The sequence below is a fragment of the Virgisporangium aurantiacum genome (genome assembly GCF_016863635.1).
Lineage (GTDB): Bacteria > Actinomycetota > Actinomycetes > Mycobacteriales > Micromonosporaceae > Virgisporangium > Virgisporangium aurantiacum.
The window spans coordinates 120,552-139,764 of record NZ_BOPG01000072.1 but is presented as its reverse complement, the minus strand read 5'-3'; the positions used below and the strand labels follow the sequence as shown (position 1 = coordinate 139,764).

The 19,213-nt window shown below is 67.1% G+C and carries 17 protein-coding genes and 1 pseudogene; 9 read left to right on the top strand and 9 right to left on the bottom strand.

The window, feature by feature from the left end:
- From Vau01_RS47610 to Vau01_RS47600, 3 genes are all read right to left on the bottom strand, one after another.
- Positions 1-532 (bottom strand): tyrosine-type recombinase/integrase (locus Vau01_RS47610; protein WP_239152476.1); only part of this gene is annotated, 532 nt, incomplete at its 3' end.
- 143 nt (positions 533-675) lie between these two features.
- Positions 676-948, bottom strand: a complete 273-nt coding sequence (locus Vau01_RS47605; RefSeq protein ID WP_204007358.1) for a helix-turn-helix domain-containing protein — start codon at positions 946-948, stop codon at positions 676-678.
- Between the two features lie 440 nt (positions 949-1,388).
- On the bottom strand, positions 1,389-2,216 hold the full coding sequence (locus Vau01_RS47600; RefSeq protein ID WP_204007357.1) for a hypothetical protein: 828 nt from the start codon (positions 2,214-2,216) through the stop codon (positions 1,389-1,391).
- A gap of 270 nt (positions 2,217-2,486) precedes the next feature.
- On the opposite strand from Vau01_RS47600, the gene Vau01_RS47595 reads away from it, so the two are divergent.
- Positions 2,487-2,909, top strand: a complete 423-nt coding sequence (locus Vau01_RS47595) for a hypothetical protein (RefSeq protein WP_204007356.1) — start codon at positions 2,487-2,489, stop codon at positions 2,907-2,909.
- Between the two features lie 285 nt (positions 2,910-3,194).
- On the opposite strand, the gene Vau01_RS47590 is transcribed toward Vau01_RS47595, so the two are convergent.
- Positions 3,195-3,365: a hypothetical protein gene (locus Vau01_RS47590; RefSeq protein ID WP_204007355.1), complete on the bottom strand. Its 171-nt coding sequence runs from the start codon at positions 3,363-3,365 to the stop codon at positions 3,195-3,197.
- Positions 3,366-3,675: 310 nt separating this feature from the next.
- On the opposite strand from Vau01_RS47590, the gene Vau01_RS47585 reads away from it, so the two are divergent.
- Positions 3,676-4,515 (top strand): DUF2637 domain-containing protein, encoded by an 840-nt coding sequence (locus Vau01_RS47585; protein ID WP_373320418.1) that lies wholly within the window; start codon positions 3,676-3,678, stop codon positions 4,513-4,515.
- Positions 4,516-6,809: 2,294 nt separating this feature from the next.
- The gene (locus Vau01_RS47580) at positions 6,810-9,626 is read left to right on the top strand and encodes an AfsR/SARP family transcriptional regulator (RefSeq protein ID WP_204007353.1); all 2,817 of its coding nucleotides are present in this window, start codon (positions 6,810-6,812) and stop codon (positions 9,624-9,626) included.
- A gap of 208 nt (positions 9,627-9,834) precedes the next feature.
- Here Vau01_RS47580 and Vau01_RS47575 read toward each other — a convergent pair whose 3' ends face one another.
- The 3 genes from Vau01_RS47575 to Vau01_RS47565 form a co-directional block, all read right to left on the bottom strand.
- Positions 9,835-10,260 carry a hypothetical protein gene (locus tag Vau01_RS47575; RefSeq protein WP_204007351.1) on the bottom strand — a complete coding sequence of 142 codons (426 nt, stop codon included), beginning with the start codon at positions 10,258-10,260 and terminating at the stop codon, positions 9,835-9,837.
- A complete protein-coding gene (locus tag Vau01_RS47570) occupies positions 10,233-11,018 on the bottom strand; it encodes an AfsR/SARP family transcriptional regulator (RefSeq protein WP_204007349.1) in 786 nt (261 codons plus the stop codon). Before Vau01_RS47570 ends, Vau01_RS47575 begins: the two co-directional genes overlap by 28 nt.
- 93 nt (positions 11,019-11,111) lie before the next feature.
- Positions 11,112-11,285 (bottom strand): AfsR/SARP family transcriptional regulator, encoded by a 174-nt coding sequence (locus Vau01_RS47565; protein ID WP_204007347.1) that lies wholly within the window; start codon positions 11,283-11,285, stop codon positions 11,112-11,114.
- Positions 11,286-11,839: 554 nt separating this feature from the next.
- On the opposite strand from Vau01_RS47565, the gene Vau01_RS47560 reads away from it, so the two are divergent.
- The 5 genes and pseudogenes from Vau01_RS47560 to Vau01_RS47540 all read left to right on the top strand — a co-directional run bounded on the left by Vau01_RS47560 (position 11,840) and on the right by Vau01_RS47540 (position 15,797).
- Positions 11,840-12,346 (top strand): hypothetical protein, encoded by a 507-nt coding sequence (locus tag Vau01_RS47560; RefSeq protein ID WP_204007345.1) that lies wholly within the window; start codon positions 11,840-11,842, stop codon positions 12,344-12,346.
- A gap of 730 nt (positions 12,347-13,076) precedes the next feature.
- Positions 13,077-13,757 (top strand): hypothetical protein, encoded by a 681-nt coding sequence (locus tag Vau01_RS47555; protein WP_204007343.1) that lies wholly within the window; start codon positions 13,077-13,079, stop codon positions 13,755-13,757.
- Positions 13,758-13,775: 18 nt separating this feature from the next.
- Positions 13,776-14,010: pseudogene (locus Vau01_RS47550) on the top strand (DDE-type integrase/transposase/recombinase); the annotation flags it as partial.
- A gap of 161 nt (positions 14,011-14,171) precedes the next feature.
- Positions 14,172-14,705 (top strand): hypothetical protein, encoded by a 534-nt coding sequence (locus Vau01_RS47545; protein WP_204007341.1) that lies wholly within the window; start codon positions 14,172-14,174, stop codon positions 14,703-14,705.
- A gap of 30 nt (positions 14,706-14,735) precedes the next feature.
- On the top strand, positions 14,736-15,797 hold the full coding sequence (locus tag Vau01_RS47540) for a hypothetical protein (protein WP_204007339.1): 1,062 nt from the start codon (positions 14,736-14,738) through the stop codon (positions 15,795-15,797).
- Between the two features lie 640 nt (positions 15,798-16,437).
- Here the strand turns inward: Vau01_RS47540 and Vau01_RS47535 are convergent.
- Together Vau01_RS47535 and Vau01_RS47530 are read right to left on the bottom strand one after the other, a co-directional pair.
- Positions 16,438-16,815 (bottom strand): PH domain-containing protein, encoded by a 378-nt coding sequence (locus tag Vau01_RS47535; protein ID WP_204007338.1) that lies wholly within the window; start codon positions 16,813-16,815, stop codon positions 16,438-16,440.
- A gap of 102 nt (positions 16,816-16,917) precedes the next feature.
- The gene (locus Vau01_RS47530) at positions 16,918-18,177 is read right to left on the bottom strand and encodes an LCP family protein (protein ID WP_204007336.1); all 1,260 of its coding nucleotides are present in this window, start codon (positions 18,175-18,177) and stop codon (positions 16,918-16,920) included.
- 103 nt (positions 18,178-18,280) lie between these two features.
- Here Vau01_RS47530 and Vau01_RS47525 point away from each other — a divergent pair, with 103 nt between their 5' ends.
- The gene (locus tag Vau01_RS47525; RefSeq protein ID WP_204007334.1) at positions 18,281-19,183 is read left to right on the top strand and encodes a ribonuclease Z; all 903 of its coding nucleotides are present in this window, start codon (positions 18,281-18,283) and stop codon (positions 19,181-19,183) included.
- The last annotated feature ends 30 nt before the right edge of the window (positions 19,184-19,213 follow it).

Below are 19,213 nucleotides of genomic sequence, written 5' to 3'. Positions count from 1 at the left end.
GGTGCGGGCGCAGCTTATCGAGGACGATGTCGCCGAGGTGCGGGATGAGGTGGACTCGGATGTGGCTTTCGTAGCTGCTGATGGTGTTCGGGTCGACGCTGAGCCGGGCCAGCCAGCTGGTGAGGTATTCCGCGACGGTGGGGGTGCCGGTCAGCGGGTTGCCGGTCCGTAGCCGGCGGCGGACGTCGTCGAGGTCGGGTAGTGGCAGTTTCGCCCGGCCGACCTGCTGGAGCAGGTCGCCGACGGCGGTGCGGGCCTGCCGGTCACGGCCGGCGAGGTCGATGATCTGCCGGGCGTGATCGAGTTCGTGGGTGGCGGCGGTGTGGGAGTCCAGGCCGGCGCGGCGCAGCGGCGGACGGCGGCGACCTTCGGCGGTGGGCGGGAGTTCGAGCTGGTAGGCCCACTGACCGTGGTCGGGACTCCAGGAACGGTTGGCGCGGCGCAGTTTCGGGCAGCTGTTGCCGAGCGGCTTCTTGGTCTTCGGGTCGCGGCAGCCGCAGCGTTTGTACACGGATCCGTTGGCGTTGGCCATGGTGGTCGGGCGCTCCTTGCGAGTTCGAAGGCTTGGTGTGCTCGGGTGTGCACCGGTTTTGCTGGTCGACATCCACGCTCGGACGCCCGCAACGATCAAGTCGTTGCGGGCGCCCGGCGGTCTGTGTGTACGGCGTCGCGGCGTTAACCGCCGCCGTCGTCGCCTGTGGTGTCGTGGAGGGCGGTGAGGAGCCCGGCGACCGGGACGCGGTACTGCGCCCCGGCTTTGATGACCGGTACGGGGAACCGGCCTTGGCGGGCCAGGGTGTAGGCGGAGTTGCGGGACAGCCCGAGGATCTGCCCGGCAGTGACCACGTCGGTGGTCGCGCCGAGTGCGCGGATCTCCTGGACGGTCCAGGCCCGTTGGCTCTGCGGTGGGTGCAGGCGTGGCGTGCGGGTGCGTCGACGGTCGGTCATGGCGGACTACTCCTCTGCGGCGGGGCGATGGTTGACGCCGGCCCGAGCAGGCGGCGGCGCGTGGCGAAACCGCTTCGAAAGCCGTGACACCGTTGGGCGCCAGTGACCGTGGCGCCGGCAGGGCGGTTGCAGCAGCCGCGCTGGCGCGGCACCGCGACGGGCGGGCCGGCGTGTGGGCGGCGGTGTCGGCTTCTAGCTCATACATCGGCGCAGGCTGTTCACCCGGCTTCTGTCGACAATGGCCGTGTCCGGTTCCGCTCGTATCGTGGATCCACGCGCCCAGCCCTTGCCGCAACGGATGTCGGTGTTGGTGTGTCGCTCCGCCGGACGCGTCGCCGTGTCGCTGTGGGAAGGATCGGCGATGCACCTGACACCGGTGGGGGTCCGGCGAGGTGTGGCGGGTGTTCGGTGTCGAGATGGCGATCGAGCGGACTGGCAGATCAGTCCGTGACGAGGTTCAGCAGCCAGGCGTGGAGCAGGTCGGCCTCATGGCGGTCCAGATCGTGCGGCACTTCCACGGTGGTCACTAGATCGGCGCGGAGGGGGAACTGCCGGGCGACCGCGGTGGATGGTGGCGCTGCTGGTCGGCGGCGTGGGTTCGGCAGCCACGTCCGGCGCCACCAGTCGGGCTCGCCCGCTTGCCAGCGTCGGTACCAGGTGCGGGCGATGGCGAGTCGGCTCCAGTACACCTCAGCGGTATTCGCTGGGCATCCAGCGGCCACGAGTCGATCGACGACGTCGCTCGGATCGAGGTCGGCGATGGGCGTGTGGTCGGCCAGTCGGAGACGCTCGCGGGCCAGGCGCCAGGTCGAGCGGCCGTTGTCCACCGTGCGTGCGCTCTTGTCCCATCGGTGCGCGTTGGATTGCATCCAACGCAGGAAACTCAGCAGTCCGCCCAGGTCGGCTGTCCGCGCGGCGGCGGGCGGTTCCTCGCACCGTCCGGTCGTGTCCGGGGCGGCGTGGCCCGGTTCGGTGGGGTGCGTGGGCTCAGGAGGCGGGCGAGTCGCCACAGTTGGCTGGGTGTCGTCGTCGAGCTGGCCGTGAATGTCGTGCACCTGTCGATCCACGCTCGACGTGCCCGGTGATGCAAGTCGTCCGCCCCGTTGTCTGACAGGCGTCACCGTCGACCCTCCCCGCAGGGATCGGCTACGGCGGCACCGCGGCGAACGTTGCCGTGACTTTACCGGCGATGTGTTGACCAAAGTCAGCCAGTGCCGCAGCTTCGGCAGGTTTTTGTCCGGGCCGTAGGCGAGGAGGGTGCCGTCCACCGAGTGGCAGCGGATCGAGTGCGCGTGCCGCAGACGGCGCAGGCTGTTGACCCGACTTCTGTGTGCACGAGTCGCGTCCGGGCTCTGTCGTGTTCTGGGTGCCCTGGCTGATTCGTGCGGACCGGTCGGGGGTCCTGGCAACGCGTGGCTCGTCGTCGCAGGCACTTGCCCTCTGCGGCGAGGTGAGGGTTCATGTGTCCGCGTCGGCAACGGTTCGGCGCCGGCCACGCGGCAATCGCCCGCGCGCCGATCGATGCGAAGGAGGATCCCGTGACGGATGGTGTATCGCCGCCCCGTCCAGACCCGCCCGACACCGGACCGGGTCCGGACCTGGCACCAGGTCCGGTCAGTGTCGACCCTGAGGACACCGAGGTCGTGCCGGCCGCATTGGTGGGCATGGTCGTCACGTCGGCGCGGACGACCTACCGCGCCATGCAGGCCAACGGCTGCTACCCGGCGACCATGGCGGTAGGGGCGGTGGAAGACACCGTCGCCGCGCTGGCTCGGATCAGCAGTCACCTGGAACTCTATGTGGGCGACTACTCCGGACAAGGCGGCAAGGCCGCCGTACGGGCAAGCGATCTGCTCGTTCAGGCTCGTGGTGCGCTCAGCGAGGCCCGGCACCATCTCGCGCTCGACGAAACGGCCGAGCCCGACCCGGCGCCGCCGAACATGGCCGCGCTGGTCGGCTAACTGCTCCCCCGTCGGTTTGCAGGAAGGCGAGCATCGGCACCGGCGGCTCGCCGCCGGTGCCGATGTCGTTCAGCCGATGCAGTGAAATGTCGGCGGATTCCGGTCCGGTGTGTCGGCGCAGGGACGGGCATGACGGGTTCGTGCGCTCTCGGACAGACCGAGACTGCCGGGCGGCGCATGGGACCCCTGGTGTGCATCCGCCGCTGCGCCGGTGACCGCAGCTCCCTTCACCACCGGGGCTGGCCTCCCGGCGCTGCGCCACGGGTCATCGGGCGACCGGGGGACTCAGGTGGCGTCGGCACGGTGCAGCGGCGCATCGCGAGTCGATGACCGCAGTGCGCGCTCGGTGGTTTCGGAGTTGCGGGCGATCCGCATGTCGACGTCCTCAGGGTGGGCCGTGTAGTAGTCCAGTGCGGCATCGACCTGGGGTGTGGTGAGCCCGGTAACGGTACGCAATTCGCTGCGGAGGGCTCCGCCGTGCCGGGTGGGGTGGGGTCCTCGTCACGCAGCATGCAGTGCCGCGACGACCTCCCAGATGTCCGGGCCGTCGAACAGAGCCGCGCGCGCGGCCCTGTCGGTCCAGGCCGTATGACGATGCCGGGATGCTCGCAGAAGTCACCGCCTACGGTAGCGGCGTACGCGCACGCCGAACGGCCCGGTGCCACGGCCGTGCCGCTCTCGCGCTGCGCCGGCGCGCAGGGGCGGACGTCTGCGGGTCCGTTGTTGATGTCAGTCATGACCTGATCCACGCCGATCACCGGACGCGTTGCAAGTCTGGCGCCCCCTCGGTCTGCGGCCCGATGGTCTGAAGCCAGCCGAGCAGGCGGGGCAGGTCCGCGGCGGCGCCGCTGACGCCGCGCACCTGGCCCGCCTGCGGTGGGCGGTGCGGGCGGTGCTCACCCTCGGCGTCATCGCTTCGATCGCCGCGAACGTGCTGCACGCCCGGCCGAACCTGATCAGCCAGATGATCGCCGCCTGGCCACCCCTGGCGCTGCTACTGACCGTCGAGCTCATCTCCCGGGTGCCCGCAGACCGACGCTGGCTGGCCAACCTGCGGCTGATCGCCGCCGCCGCCATCGCCGGCATCGCCGCCTGGGTCTCCTACTGGCACATGGTCGGCGTCGCCGCCCACTACGGCGAAACCGACGCCGCCGCCTCATACCTGCTGCCCATCTCCGTCGACGGCCTCGTCGTCGTAGCCAGCATCAGCTTGGTCGAGATCGCCGGACGCATCCGCACCTGCAACAACCACCCACAGCCTGCCGCCACGCCGGCCCACTCCCCGCAGGTCAGCAGTGCACAGCCCGGAACCGACCCGATGGTCACCAACCCCGTGGCGGCCTCACCCCCGAAGGTCGCCACGGCCAGCCAACCAGCGCCTGACGTGTCACCACGCGTCGTCGCCGGTGCCGAGGCCGACCCGACCGGCGCGCACCACCGCGGCGGCACTACATCGGCGCACCGCAGCATGGAGGCGACGCCGGACGAGCCGACACCGTCTCCGGCACACCGCGACGACCGCCGCCACCAATCAGGCGGGCGATGCCGACCGGGTCCTTTCAGACGCGACGGCAGGCGTACCGCCCCCGCTCGGCCCGGCCGGTGACTCCCCGCCGCCGGAAAGCGACGACCTGGACCACGCCCGAAGCACGTCCAGCGCCGACAGCACACTGGCCACCGCCGGCGACCTCGCGCAGGCACCTCCCCAGCACCAGCAAAGCCGTGAGCAACCCGGTCGCGACGCCTCCAACATCGACGCGCACCAGGACAACGGCCAGGCCGATCGGGAGAACGGTGACGAACAGGTGCCATCCGACACGGCATCCGCAGTGGCCTACTGGCACGGCCGCGACCCGTCGCTGCGCCCCGCCGACATCGCAGGCAGGATCGGCCGGTCGGAACGCACGGTACGCAGGTATTGGCAGCCAACATCGGCTCGGACCGCCAACGGGTATGACATGAGCGGCCTCGCCGACCAATCGCGAATTGCGCGACGCTGAGGATCACCACGGGCGCGGCGTTCACAATGCCCAGGAAGATCTCGGCAAACCGGACCGTCGGATCGGTGAGGTGTCACCCATCATCGGCCAGGTGCCGGAAACCCCGGGTCTTGATGCTCTGCGACGGACCTCAGAGTTCGGGAGAACCGGCGCCGCTGACAGTGGATCGCGGCCAGGTTCAACGTCGCCATTAGTGCTGGCGCGGAGTCACTCTCGGTAGAAGCCGGTTCGGGCTATCGGCGTAGGCACGCTTACGGATTTAGCCGATGACAGTGCGTCTGATCATGCTCGCACGGAACGCGCTCCCCCCATGCAGGAAGGGGGTGTTCGAGTCGCGGAAATGCTCCAGGAAGATCACAAGACGAAGGCAGTGGTTCGAACCTCAACCACGCAGTCGCGCCGAGCGCCTCGGCCGTGACCGCACGTGTGGTTGACGGACTGCGTAGCACGTCATAAACGGGCACAGAGGTGAGAGCCGGGAGGCGAGACCTCCCAGCTGCTGGGTGCAGGTCTGACGGACCAAGCTGGACAGCGAGAATCGGCCAGGGTTGTTGGTATTTCGCGGCACGTCGCCGCGGATTAGTGTATGACCTGTACGTTCACATCAAGCGCTCCGGATCCGTTGCCCGGCCTGTCGTCGTTGATACGCAAGTACAGGTATGTCCCGGCACCGGTGTAGAGGAAGCTGATACCCGTGCCGACGTACCGGTACGAACTGTCGGACCGTGACAGCAGTGAATAGGCCCGCGCGCTGGGTTTCGGGAACCTGGAGTCGTTGGCTGTGTTCGTCCAGCCCTGGGGACCGTTCTCACCCGTGAACCAGACGCCGGCCCAGATACTAGCGGAAGCACTGATCTGCACGGTGTCGCCTGACTGGAGGAAGCAGTTGGTGAACATCCCAGTCTGACTCCCGAACTTCGGTGTTCTGGTTGCAGACGACAGTCGACGCGCTTGCGGAAGCTGGGAAGGCCATGACGCTAAGCGCGGTAACGGCAATTAATGCCGAGCAAAGGAAGATACGCAGAACCTTCATGGTCGTTTTCCCTTCGTTGGCTCAGAAAGAGGTGGAGTTTGATTCTCTCGTCCGACTTGACCCTGTGACGGGACGGAGGCGTCTCGTAGTTCGCGAGCTGATTGATCAGGCTTCTACGGTTCGCGTTGTGCCGCACTCTGGCTGCGATTCAGGCCTTCTCACGGACACCGCAAATAGATGTACCCGAGCCATACTTGAATGCGAGCTCTCGGGTGGGAGCAGGCGTAGTCGAGGTCGGCCACAGTAGCAGCTTGGATGCGGGCGAAGTCGTAGAAGTACCACGGCAGGCGGCTCCGCACGTATTCATTGGCAATGGCACTTCCCGCCGCGAAGTCCTGGACTAGGCAGGTATTGGTCCAAACATGAGCACCGAATAGGTACGAATGATACTCGTAATCATATTCTTGGTAGTTGCAGTTGTACTGGTCCGTCGGTCCTGTCGGCACCGGAACACTGGCGGAGCGAGCTGAAGCCACGGCGGCCGGTGCCGAAGAGTGGGCGGATGCGGGCAGGGCACCGGCTATCAGTGTGGCCACAATGGCTACGCCCGGCGTCAGGACCCAACCAATCTACAGCTGGACACGCCTGGTCATCGTTGCCTCCGTCCAGAACAGTGCCTTTCTGTTGACGGCTCCTGGGCTGTGCCGGATCCGGCTCCGTGGTCGCGCATGACCGATGTTGTTTCCAAAGTGATCTCCTTGGATCAGGTCAGTCTGACCTATCGCCAGACCTGACTCGCGCCGCTGCTTCACTAGAGCGTGGATGTCGGATGACGCAAGAATCTTTCTTACGTCTTGAATTTGCTGGTCCCACGCGCTATGCCGAGTAGACGGCGTTTCCAGCCAAGCCAGTTTCTAGGTGGTCGCGATGCGGGTGGAGATCCGACTACTCGGTGAAGTCGAGGTCAACTTCGACGATAGGCTCATCGATATTGGCCACGCCCGGCAGTGGTGCGTACTTGCGGTGCTACTCATCGACGCCAATCACCCCGTATCAGTCGACCAACTCATTGAACGGGCCTGGGGCAGCCAAAGACCGCAGCGAGTTCGCAACGCCCTCTACACATACCTCTCGCGTCTTCGCCAGGCCTTGGCCTCCGCGAGCGTTGAAATCGTACGGCGGCCAACCGGCTATGTCCTCACAGTCGACCCGCTGGCCGTGGACCTGCATCGCTTCCGACACTTGATCACTCAGGCCCGGGCGTCCGACAACGACACCGACGCGCTGGCCCTGTTCGAGCAGGCCCTTAAACTTTGGCGAGGGCAGGCCTTCGCCACACTGGACACCCCCTGGCTGGACACCGTCCGCATCGACCTCGAGGGGCAGCGCCTAGACGCCCAGCTCGACCGCGCCGACCTCGCCCTGCGCCATGGCGACCACGGCCTCGTTCTAGCCGACTTGAGCGCTGCCGCGGTCAGGTATCCACTCGATGAACGCCTCGCCGGCCAGCTCATGCTCGCCCACTATCGCTGTGGCCGCCAAGCTCTTGCCCTGAATCTCTACGAGCAGATTCGAATCCACCTAGCCGATGAACTCGGTGCTGATCCCAGCCCTCCGCTCCAGCAGCTTTACCAACAGATTCTCAAGGCTGATGCGGCACTGGCCACGCCAACGCCGGTTGTCACGATTGCCAATCCAGGGCTTGCGGGGCGATCAGTGCCGCGGCAGCTGCCCGCACCGCCGCGGTCATTCACCGGACGGGCCCGCGAACTCGCCTATCTCAACGCGCTTCTAGCCCAGGGCGACGGACTACCTCCCGCCACAGTAGCTATCTCCGCGGTGGCCGGTACCGCAGGAGTGGGCAAGACCGCACTCGCCGTGCACTGGGCCCACCAGGTCCGGCATCGGTTTCCCGACGGTCAGCTGTACGTCAACCTGCGTGGCTTCGACCCGGCCGGGGCCGTCATGGCGCCGGCCGAGGCGGTCCGCGGATTCCTCGACGCCCTCAATGTGCCACCGCAGCGCATCCCAGCCGGCCTGGACGCCCAAGCTGGCCTCTACCGCAGCCTGCTAGCCGACAAACGGGTACTCGTGGTGTTGGACAACGCCCGAGACGCAGGACAGGTCCGCCCGCTCCTTCCAGGCACCCCGTCCGCGGCGGTGATAGTGACCAGCCGCAACCGACTCGCCGGCCTCATCGCCGCCGACGGCGCTCATCCGCTGGCGCTGGACCTCCTCTCGACCACCGAGGCTCGGGACCTGCTGACCCACCGGCTTGGTCCCGGCCGAGTGACCGCCGAACCCGACGCGGTGAACGAGATCATCGTCTCGTGCGCCTGGCTCCCCCTCGCACTGACGATCGTGGCCGGCCGCGCAGCCACCAACCCCCGCTTCCGCCTGCAGTCCCTCGCTATCGAACTGCGTCATGCCCGTGACCGTCTGAACGTCCTCGCCGACACCGACCCAGCCATCGACGTGAGGGCGGTGTTCTCGTGGTCGTATCACACCCTCAGCGAGGGCGCCGCGCGGCTCTTCCGACTACTCGGCATGCACCCCGGCCCAGACATCTCCGCGGCCGCGGCGGCCAGCCTTACCGGCCTGCCCCCACCGCAGATACAGCCGCTGCTGGCCGAACTCACCCACGCACACCTCGTCAACGAACACCAACCCGGCCGCTACAACTTCCACGACCTGCTGCGCGCCTACGCCGCCGAGCAGATCCACAGCTGCGCGCCCGTCAACGAGCGGCAGGCCGCCATCCACCGAGTGCTGGATCACTACCTGCGCACCGCATACATCGCTGCCCGGCTGCTCCACCCGACTCGGGATCCGATCAGCCTGTGCTCACCCCAGCCCTCGGTCACTCCGGAAGATCTCCGCGACTACGGGCAGGCACTCGCGTGGTTTACCGCTGAGCACGCTGTTCTGCTCGCTGTCATCGACTGCGCGGTCACCATCGGCTCGTACACCCACGCGTGGCAACTGGCTTGGACCTTGCCCACCTACTTCGAACGACTGGGGCACTGGCACGATTGGGCGGCAACCGGGCACGCCGGACTTGAGGCCGCACGCCGATTGGCCGACCCATCGGCGCAGGCCCGGACCCACCTCGACCTAGCACGCGCCTACACCCGGCTGGGCCGCCACGAGGACGCTGAACGCCAACTCCGGCGCGCCCTCGACCTGTATGGCCAGACCGGCGAACAGACCGGTCAGGGACATGCCCACCTCCACCTCGCCTGGGTATACGAGCGGCGGGACGGTTATGCCGACGCCCTTCACCATTGCCAACGAGCCCTCGCTCTATTTCTGGCCGTCGGCAATCGAGCCGGGCAGGCTAGCGCGCTCAACAACGTCGGCTGGTTCCACGCCCGTCTCGGCGACTACCAGCAGGCCCTCATCCATTGCCAACAGGCTCTCACCCTGCTTCGGGAACTCGGCAACCGCGGCGGGCAAGCCGCCACATGGGACAGCCTCGGCTACGCCCACCACCACCTCGGCCACCACCAACAGGCCATCACCTGTTACCAGCACGCCCTTGACCTGTTCCGAAGCGTCGGCGACCGCTATGAGGAAGCCACCACGCTCGCCCACCTTGGCGACACCCACTACACCACCAGCGACCCTGAAGCGGCCCGCGACGCCTGGCAACGCGCCCTCGCCGTCCTCGACGAACTTGACCACCCCGACGCCGACCAGGTTCGCGCAAAGTTACACGGCTCCGACTCAGCGACGCGCACGTGATATCGGTCCGTTATCCGACCCAGAGCCATCGCGCCTGACGGCTCGTCATACTGATCACCGCCATCGCCTTCGATCCACGGCACGTGCATAACTATGCATGATCCTCGGCGGCAGGGGCCACACGGATCTGGCCGCGATCCGGCCGCGCAGGCTTCGGGTATCGGGTCAGCGCCGGTTGGTCACCGGTCTCGAACGTTCTGCACGCCGGCTATGAGCTGCTGGCGGGCGGTGTCGAAGGTGCGGCGACGGCGTCGGCTCGGCCGCCGATGAGCTGGCGGAGCAGGGCAGCCGCATCCGCTGTCGGGAGAAGGTCGAGATTCAGCCGCCGCGCGCCGTGCACCGCGACCAGGCCGGCCAGCGAGTCGCGGCTGGTCACCACGACCAGGCAGGTCGGCGTGCCAGGCAGCAACGGCCGGACCTGCTCGGCGCTGCCGGCGTTGTCGAGCAACAGCAGCATGCGCCGCCCGGAAAGCTCGGTGCGGTAGAGCGCGGCACGGCCGTCCACATCCAGAGGAATGTCGTGCCCGCGCACGCCCAGCGCCATCAGGAAACCCGCCAGCGCGTCGCCCGGCGACAGCGGCTGTTGCGGGTCGTAGCCGCGCAGGTTCACGTACAGCTGCCCGTCTGGGAACATGTCCCGGACCCGGTGCGCCACCGCACCGCGAGGCCGGTCTTGCCGACCCCGGCGGTACCGGACACCGCCGAGATCACCACCGCGGCCGCCTCGGCGGAGTCGCGATGTTCGCGACTTCGAGCGGCGTGCAGCAGCGCGTCGAGGTGGGACAGTTCCTCGACCCGGCCGGTGAATGCCGAAACGTCGGCCGGCAGCTGCGTCGGGCACCGGCCGGCGGCGACTCTGGAGGGGTCGGCGGGCTCGTCACCCGGTGCCGAGGTTTCGACGGTGTCGACGGCCGCGGGTGCGTGCAGCGCAGGGTCATTGGTCAGGATCTGCCGGTGCACGTCCCGCAGTGGTGGGCTGGGGTCGATGCCGAGATCCTCGACCAGCAGCCGCCGGGTCCGGTCGAAATGGGTGAGGGCCTCGCCCTGGCGGCCGCACCGGTAGAGGGCGAGCATGAGTTGTTCGGCCAGGCGTTCGTCGAGCGGGCAAGCGGCCGCGGCAGCGGTCAGTTCAGCCAACAGCGCGCCGTGGCGGCCCTGGCGTAAGGCGAGGTCGTTGCGGTCGAGCATGGCGGCCCACCGCCGCTGGTCAAGGTCGGTACGCACAGCGGCCAACCACTCGCTGTCCAGGCCCGCGAACGCCTCCCCCCGCCACAACGCCAGCGCCTGCTCCCACAACCGGAGCGCGACCGCGTCGCTGCGGGCCGTCCGCGCCTGCCCAGCCAACCGCACAAGCTGGTGTAGGTCGACTGCCTCCGGGTCGACTACGAGCACATACCCACCGTGGCGCCGGTTGATGACGACATCGGCCGCCGCCAGGATCCGCCGCAGCCGGGACAGGTAGGTGTGCGCGGCGCTGCGGGCACGCTACGGCACCCGGTCGCCCCACGCCCGGTGGATCAACTGGTCAAGCGGGACCGGGCGGTTGGCGTCGACGAGGAGAGCGGCCAGCACACACCACTGGCGGGCATTTCCAACCTCGACCAACCCGCCCCCGGCATGCGCCTGCACCTCGCCGAGTACTCGAAACTCCAGCCGCATTGCGACCACCTCAGGCCGGACCGGGGACTGCTATGTCCTGGATACCGGGTGTGACCTGCCGATTCAAGACGCTCGAAAGATTTGTTCGGCATCCGCTGGTCACACTATTCGCAATCCCAGCCATGGTCACCGACCCGGCGGGACATAGGCACCGTATGGAGATCGATACAACCCGGCGATCGGCGGATCCATCTAGGTGCTGGGTAGCGCAACAGAAAGGAGATCGCAGTGACGGCCGAGCAACTCGACAGACCGGATACGAGCCGATCAACGGACAACCGCACTGCGTCGTCATCGAGTCCACGCTGACCAAGCGATCCGATCGAACCGCTGTATTGATCTTGGCTCGGCGAAGCGATAACACGACGACGAGGCGCCGCAGTAAAGCGTCTAGGTGGAACACCGCGCGCGTAACGCGTCGAAGGCCCGATGCCACCCGGGATGAGTTGCGGTCGTTGGCCGAGGCTGGTCTATCTCGGTCAACAGAACAGACATCCTGTGGGTCATCTCGTCCCACCTCGGCACACATTGACTCTCACAGTTTGGAGGCCATCATGTCCATCGTTGCTATCGTAGGTGCAGTCACAGCCGCGAAGGAATTCGTTCAGGGCATTGAGACCGTTGGCAAGTTTCTCGATGGTGCAAGAAGTTGCGTAATCACGGTGAAGAACCGCACCGACCAGCGCCTGGAGATTGTGAGCGAGGGCCACGACTCCGGTGGATACGCGGTGCCACCGGACCAGTATGTTGAAGCAAACACATTCCAAGTGTTCGGCCATCAAGATAACGGCTTTATGACTGGATCCATTGGGAATATTCTCTACAGAGTCGGCCCACAGGTGCAGTTCGACGAGCGCTTCTACATTAGATGGGCCAATCCATTCATTGGCCCAAACGCAGTGGCCACGAGTACCTACCGGCTGGCCGAGATGCCGCCCCCTCTGCCGGAGTTGCCGCCGCTGCTCACCGCCGTCACATCGGATGTTTACGAGGCCTTCGCGCGCGGCGGCTCCGGTGAGGTGGCCGCGCAGATGAACTTCGAACTATACCGCCGCGAATAGCGGCCGACTTCGGCAGACGCTCTCCTGAAGTTTGTGAAGGCGCCCAATCCGGCGCCGTGCAGGGTGTTCGATCTGTTGGCAGCCTCGGCGATCAGTTGATCGCGGGCGATCCGCAGGTGCTGGGCCTAGGCGACGTCGCGTGCACCCTACGCAGGGTGGTCCCTATCGAGGCGTACTGCTCCAAGCCGGCGCCTGCCTGCCGGAGTGACCACTCTGCTGCCCGTCCTAGCCAGCCTGACCAGGGACCTGACATGAATCCAATCGGTACAGAATGGACCGCACCGACAGCGCCGCGGTGTGGAAGCAGCGTGGCACTCCGACTCACAGCAAATTCCCAGCCGCTGCCTCGAAGTAGGCGGAAGCCTGATCACCGTTGGGTCACCGGAAGGCCACTGCCATGACGCAGAACCCGCCGGCTATTCCTCCCAAGATCAAGTGGCTCAGGGCGGGTATTGCGGTCTGCCTCGCAGTTCTCGCGCTCGCTGGCCCGTTGCTCATCGGTCGGTCTACGCTGGGCGGACCGGACCGAGCGAACGAGATGGAGCCCGCAACGGTTCCATCGGCGACATCCCCGCCGCCTTCACGCTCCCTACCGCCCTCACCGAGCGCTTCACCGTCCTCTGCCAGTACCACGAACTCGCCTCCACCGAGTCCGAACTCGACAGCGTGTCCGCAATCGACGCTTCTCGGCGAGCCCGATTCAACCGCGCCTCCATCGCAAACTGATCCAGTGGAGCTCAAGCTACGTCCGTCGCAGAAGACCAGTCTCGCCTTCGGCCGGTCTGTTTCGACGCGGAGTCGGACGCTCCAATTCGATGTGTCGGCGCAGGATGCCGACAAGCTCAACGCGTACGCCCAACTGGCGGCCGACTTCGACCCCTTCCTCCGGAGCGACGACGCGGAGCTGGAGCGGCGGATGATGTCCGTTCAGGCGGAGTTTCGTGACGGTCGGGTACGGCTGACCCTGTGCGCCGATCGCGCAGGGGGTGAACCGCTCGGCGATCCAGGAACGTATGAGGGGACCGTCAGCATCGTCGATCCGCGGGTATCTCGAATCGATATCCCGTTTACCATCACGCTGGCGGAGCCGCGTTGGCCAATTGTCGTGGACATTGGGGTGCTGACTGTGATCGCGGCCATGTGGTGGGCGTGGCTGCTCGTGGTACGCAGCGCAGACACGTGGCCGAAGTTGCTCGACTGGCCGGCATGGCTGTTCGAACCAGAAGGCATCCTGACGTGCGGCCTTGGCGTTGTAGGCGCGGCAGGCGCATTCGCGACGGTCTACCTGAAGAGCGCCACCTGGTCCCTCGATGCGCTGCAGGTCGCGGGGCTCGCCGCGGCGGTCTTTTCCGCATTCATCGCTGCATCCACAGCAACACGGGTCGCGCAGTACGTCACCACCAACAAGTAACGGCTCCGATCTTGTACCGATCTGATCGGTCGGGACTTCACCGCCCCGGCACCGAACGAGCGCTACGTCGGCGACCTACCTCCCCGTCGGTGAGTGCGGATTCCTTTATCTGGCAACGGTGATCGACCTGCACTCCCGCCGGCTGGCCGGGTGGGCGATCGCCGATCACATGCGCACCGAACTCGTCCACGATGCCCTGTCCGCCGCGCAGCGGACCCGCGGCAGCCTGCACGGGGCGCTCATGCACACCGACACGGATCGCAATCCATACCGACCTCCTCGTTGCGTTGAACTGGATGCGATCCAGGCTCGCGTCGGAACCGTCCAGCCTCATCCAGTTCTGGACGTGCTGGACAATGGATCCCGCGGTGCCCGACCGGAGCGCGTCGCGCGGGTACGGAGGGAGCGGAAGCGGTGAGGGACCTGCTGCGCGATTTGCACGTGAAGGCGGGCGGCCCCACCGCGGACAACCTGAAGGAGCACTCTGACCGCAGCGGGCACAGCGTCGCCCGGTCGACGCTGGCCGGCGTCGTGCGCGGTCACGGGGGACTCAGATGGGTGACCGTGGAGGCGTTCGTCGACGCCTGCGTGAGCTATGCCAAGGCACGGCGTCAGCCGCTGCCCCCGGAGGCGATCGACAAGAGAGGCTGGCGGGAGGGCTACGACAAGGCGTACGCGTCTGGCCCTCGAAAGAAGTCCGTCGCACCGGCGCCTCCGACCGCTCCGGCACCTCGGCGTGGTACAGGCCACCCACCCGAACCTCCGGCCCGCGCCGTTCCCCGCTATGAGATCGGCGTAGGTGTGCCCGGGTGGAGAGGCTCGTTCCAGCGGGCCTGGAACGAGCTGACAGCCGACGGGCTTTGGATCGGCGACCCGGCGACACCCGTCCACGAGGAGGGCCCTGGCGTCATCCAGGTCTTCGAGTCGCACCAGTCGTTGTTCGGCTGAGTGCTCTGCGCCCTGCCTCACCAGCGGCCCTTGGCCATTGCTGGCGAGGTGTGGCAAGCACTGCAGGCCGCCGGCGCCGGAGTACCGAACGGAGACGGGCTGAGCGCGTTGGGTTTTCCCGCCCCTGACGCGGCGACGACGGCCCGGATCGACACCCAGGCAACCCGCGTCGACTTGGCAGGTGGCCTGTTGGGGCGCGGACACCTGGCCCGCGATGCCACCAGCAATGACTGGCGGTGGGAGCCCGAACCGCGCTTCGACATCACCATGAGCCACGCCTCCGGCTACTGGACCGCCGACCGTGCTGCTCAGCAACTGCGGATCCGGGCTTTGGCTGTCCTGCCCCGGGCCGATGCCCGCGAACTTCAGATCACCCCGACCCGCCGACGCGACCTCGAGCAAGCGCTGCCGGTCAGCGAGTTCGTGGCGCAGATCAGCGCGTTGTGCCAGAGCCGGGGTGCGGCGCTCACTCCGGCTCATTGGGTCCGCGGGCCCAACCGCAATGCCCTCGACGCGTTCAGCTACTCGTCGAGGATCACCAAGCCAGGTGATCAGGTTGCGTTGTCCGCAGAAGTGATGACGGCTCTGCCCAACGCGATGAACTCGTCGGTTGTCACGTGCGCCGAGTTGCGCATCGAGAACCTCCCGGCATGGACCAACGCCTTGACCGCGGCCGCCGCGACGGCCGCCACCGACATGCGGTTGTCGATCTACGAGCTGATCGACCTACTCATGGTGGCCTGGCAAACTGCCACCGAGACGCTGTGCGCCGTGGTCGCGGGAACCGAACGCCAAACGATCTGGGTGGCTCCTCCGACGGTCGAACTTCATGTCAGCGCGGAACGCCGCTTCGATCAGAACGGCGCCGGTGGTGCGCCAACGCTCGACACCTACATCGACCTGAGCCCGCTCGGTCGCAGCGACCGTGGTTCGCTCTCCACGATGTCCGTTACCGTCACGGCGCCCCCGCGCCTCGATCGATCCGCGCGACAGGCGCTGATCCGGCAAGCCGTCCTTTACATGGCTCAGCAGTTCGGATTCGTAGACGTCACCGAAGACGTCCTCCAGCCAGCGCGATCGTCATCTCGATAGCGGCCGGGGAGGCAGCGCGCGGCCGGGGTTGACGATGCCCGAGACTGGTCGGGCGCAGCGATCGAGGCGCGACCAGTCCTGATCATCGCCGCAGGCGAGCCCAACACTCTCGACCACGCCGAACTCGTTGTCTGCCCACAGGCGGTCGGCCCAGCCACCGCCGCGCTTGACCTACCGGCGTACGACCTACCCGGCTGTCCCAGCGTCACGGTCCCGTGGCAGCGCATTATCGCGCTGCATCGTGCCTGGCAACCCAGTCCGCGGCGCGAAACGTCAACGACGTCGCGCGTGCCGAACCACTCCCGACCGGCCCCCTGGTGTGGGCGCACCGACTGGCCGCGCGCCATATCGCCCCGCATGCCCGCAGGTCAGCCGGACACAGCATCGATAGAGATTGATGGTGTACCCATCGAACACACAACCCCCTGCTTGCGACCGGAAAATGGAGATCGCAAACGCCAAAGCCCTAGGTCAGCGGCGTACCACCAAGATCGTGTCACCGTGTTAGGAAACCGTTGCTCTATCCCCTGAGCTACGAGGGCGCGAGTCCGTAGTGTACCGATGGCCAGGTTGACCTGCGTCGGCATATCCGGGCCTGGGGTTTCCGCGGGTCTGATCAATCAACGGGAGCACCGCCGCCCTACGCCTGGGCCTGCACCGGGGTCGGGGTCGGGGCGATCCGGGCGTGCAGCCAGGTGCAGAACCGGGTGAAGGTGGAGCCGGGCGGGATCAACTTGACGGTGGCCCGGGTGTCGGCCGTGGCGAAGGACATCGAGCCGCCCATGAGGCCGCGTGACTGCTCGAACGACGCGATCGAGCCGTAGCTGAACGAGTCGACCTCGTGCTTGCCGTAGATGGACAGCGCGTACAGCAGCAGGCGCCGGTCGGTGGCTACGACCAGGCCGTGCCGGGCGGACCTTCCGTCGACCTCGTACGCTCCGTCGACGACGTGCTGGATGGTTTCGCCGTCTTCAAGAATGTGGCTGACGCCCTCGAACAGCTTTTTGCCCCGTGTCACTCCGCCAGTCTGTCGACGGGTGGACGGCAACCGTATCGGCCTCGGTTCCTACCACCCAAAAGGGGCGGATCGCAGCGCGGCGCGGATGGTAGCCGCCGGGTCTCAGAGGCTCGCGGCAATTTCCGCTGTCGCGTCGCGGCGGACGGCGTCGAACAGCGCCTTGGCCTTGTCGGTGTCGGGCACCACGACGCTCTGGTCGCCGATCATGTCGGTGCCCTTCGACGGGCTGGTGCCGAACGTCAGGTTGCCGCTGCGCAGGTGACGCAGTTCGGAGGCCATGTTCAGGATGCTGAGCGTCTGGTCGACGGCGACCGCGTCGGCGGTGGCCCGCAGGAACGAGTTCAGCCGGCCGGGGTTGGTGAGCAGGCCACCCGACGACGCCTTGTCGAGGATCGCCTTGATCACCTGCTGCTGGTGCCGGATGCGGGCGAAGTCGCCATCGGAGAACACGTACCGCTCGCGGGCGTAGTCGAGGGCGGTGGTGCCGTCCATCGTCTGGAGACCCGCCTCGAAATGGCGACGGCCGTTCGGTTCGGTGAGCGAGTGCGTCGAGGTGAACGACTCTTCGACGTTGATCTCGATGCCGCCCAGCGCGTCGATGATCTCCTTGAACCCGGCGAAGTCGACCACGACCACGTGGTCGATACGTACCCCGGTGTACGCCTCGACGGTCTGCACCATCAACGGAATGCCACCCCAGGCGAACGCGGCGTTGATTTTCGCGTTGGTGTTGCCGTTCTTGCCGTCGGCGGACTTCGGGATGTGCACCCACGTGTCACGCGGGATCGAGATGAGCTGTGCGCTCGACCGGTCGTGCGTGAGATGCGCCACGATGATGGTGTCGGTGCGCGACCCGCCGGTGCTCTCGGGGTCGCGGGTGTCGCTGCCGAGAACGAGGAAGTTCAACGCCTCCTTGGCCGCCTCGACCTTGTCGGGCCGCGACTCGACCGGCACCTCCTCGAACGCGTCGACGCGATCGACGTCGTTCTCGACCGACCGCAGGTACAGCGCACCGGCCGTGACGCCGCCACCGACGAGCAACAGCAGGACGAGCAGCGAGATCAGCACGACGCGCCGGGTGCGCCGCTTCCGCCGGCGGGGCGGAGGTGCCGCCTCGTCGTCTTCGGTCTCGCTGTCGGTCTCGGTCTCGTGGATGGTGCGTCCGAACCCGCGTCCGGCGCCGTTGCCGGCGCTTTCGGACTTTTCCGACTCATCCGGTTGGCGCTGGCGCGGGATCTCGCCGGTGCGCTCTGCGTCCACCGGACGGTCTTCGCCCGTCAACTGGGTGTCGAGCTCGGCCCGCCACGCATCGCGGTCGGACTGCTGCGCATCGTTGTCTGCGCGCCGGGCTCGGGAGGACATGCCGTGCATGCTACTGACCAGTGTCAGTTCACGGCGTCCCCGCAACGGCTGCGACATGTGGACCTTGCGGTAAACCCGTTGGCCCCGAAGTTATGGTCGGTTTGTGGCACCACGGGAGCTTGTCGTACTAGGAACCGCCAGCCAGGCGCCGACCCGGGTCCGGAACCACAACGGTTACCTGTTGCGGTGGGACGACGAGGGTTTACTGTTCGACCCCGGCGAGGGGACGCAGCGGCAGATGGCTTTCGCGGGTGTGTCGGCGTCCGACATCACCCGCCTGTGCCTCACGCACTTTCATGGCGACCACTGCCTGGGTGTGCCGGGTGTGGTGCTCCGGCTGAACCTCGACCGCGTTCCGCATCGCGTCGTCGCGCACTATCCCGCGTCGGGCGCGGAGTTCTTCGCCCGGTTGCGGTACTCGACGCCGTTCTACGAGACCGTCGACCTGCACGAGGAGCCGCTGACAAGTGACGGTGTGATCGCCACCGGTGAGTTCGGCACGTTCTCGGCGATGCGGCTCGACCACGGGGCCGAGGCGTTCGGCTACCGCCTGGTGGAACCCGACGGCCGCCGCATGCTCCCGTCGCTGTTGGCGGAGCGTGGCATCGCCGGCCCGGACATCGGCCGGCTGCAACGCGACGGTTCGCTCGGCGACGTCGACCTCGACGACGTGAGCACGGTGCGGCCCGGCCAGCGGTTCGCGTTCGTGATGGACACCCGGCTGTGCGACGCGGTGTACGCGCTCGCCGACGGCGTCGACATGCTGGTGATCGAGTCGACGTTCCTCGACACCGAGGCTGGCATCGCCGCCGAGTACGGTCACATGACCGCGCGGCAGGCCGCCGCCGTCGCGGAGAAGTGCGGTGTGCGGACGCTCGTGCTGACCCACTTCTCGCAGCGGTACCAGGACCCGTCGCTGTTCATGGCGGAGGCATCGGCGGTGTTCGGCGGCACGGTTGTGGTGGCGGAAGACCTTATGCGTGTTGCGGTGCCGCCCCGTCGTTAGGTTCTGTGCCGTCCCGCCGTTAGGTTCCGT

Excerpts from the sequence above, each read along its gene's own strand:
- Vau01_RS47605 (WP_204007358.1), bottom strand. The coding sequence starts at position 948 with ATGACCGACCGTCGACGCACCCGCACGCCACGCCTGCACCCACCGCAG.
- Vau01_RS47565 (WP_204007347.1), bottom strand. The coding sequence starts at position 11,285 with ATGCGGCTGGAGTTTCGAGTACTCGGCGAGGTGCAGGCGCATGCCGGG.
- Vau01_RS47580 (WP_204007353.1), top strand. The coding sequence starts at position 6,810 with ATGCGGGTGGAGATCCGACTACTCGGTGAAGTCGAGGTCAACTTCGAC.
- Vau01_RS47530 (WP_204007336.1), bottom strand. The coding sequence starts at position 18,177 with ATGTCCTCCCGAGCCCGGCGCGCAGACAACGATGCGCAGCAGTCCGAC.
- Vau01_RS47575 (WP_204007351.1), bottom strand. The coding sequence starts at position 10,260 with ATGTTCCCAGACGGGCAGCTGTACGTGAACCTGCGCGGCTACGACCCG.
- Vau01_RS47560 (WP_204007345.1), top strand. The coding sequence starts at position 11,840 with ATGTCCATCGTTGCTATCGTAGGTGCAGTCACAGCCGCGAAGGAATTC.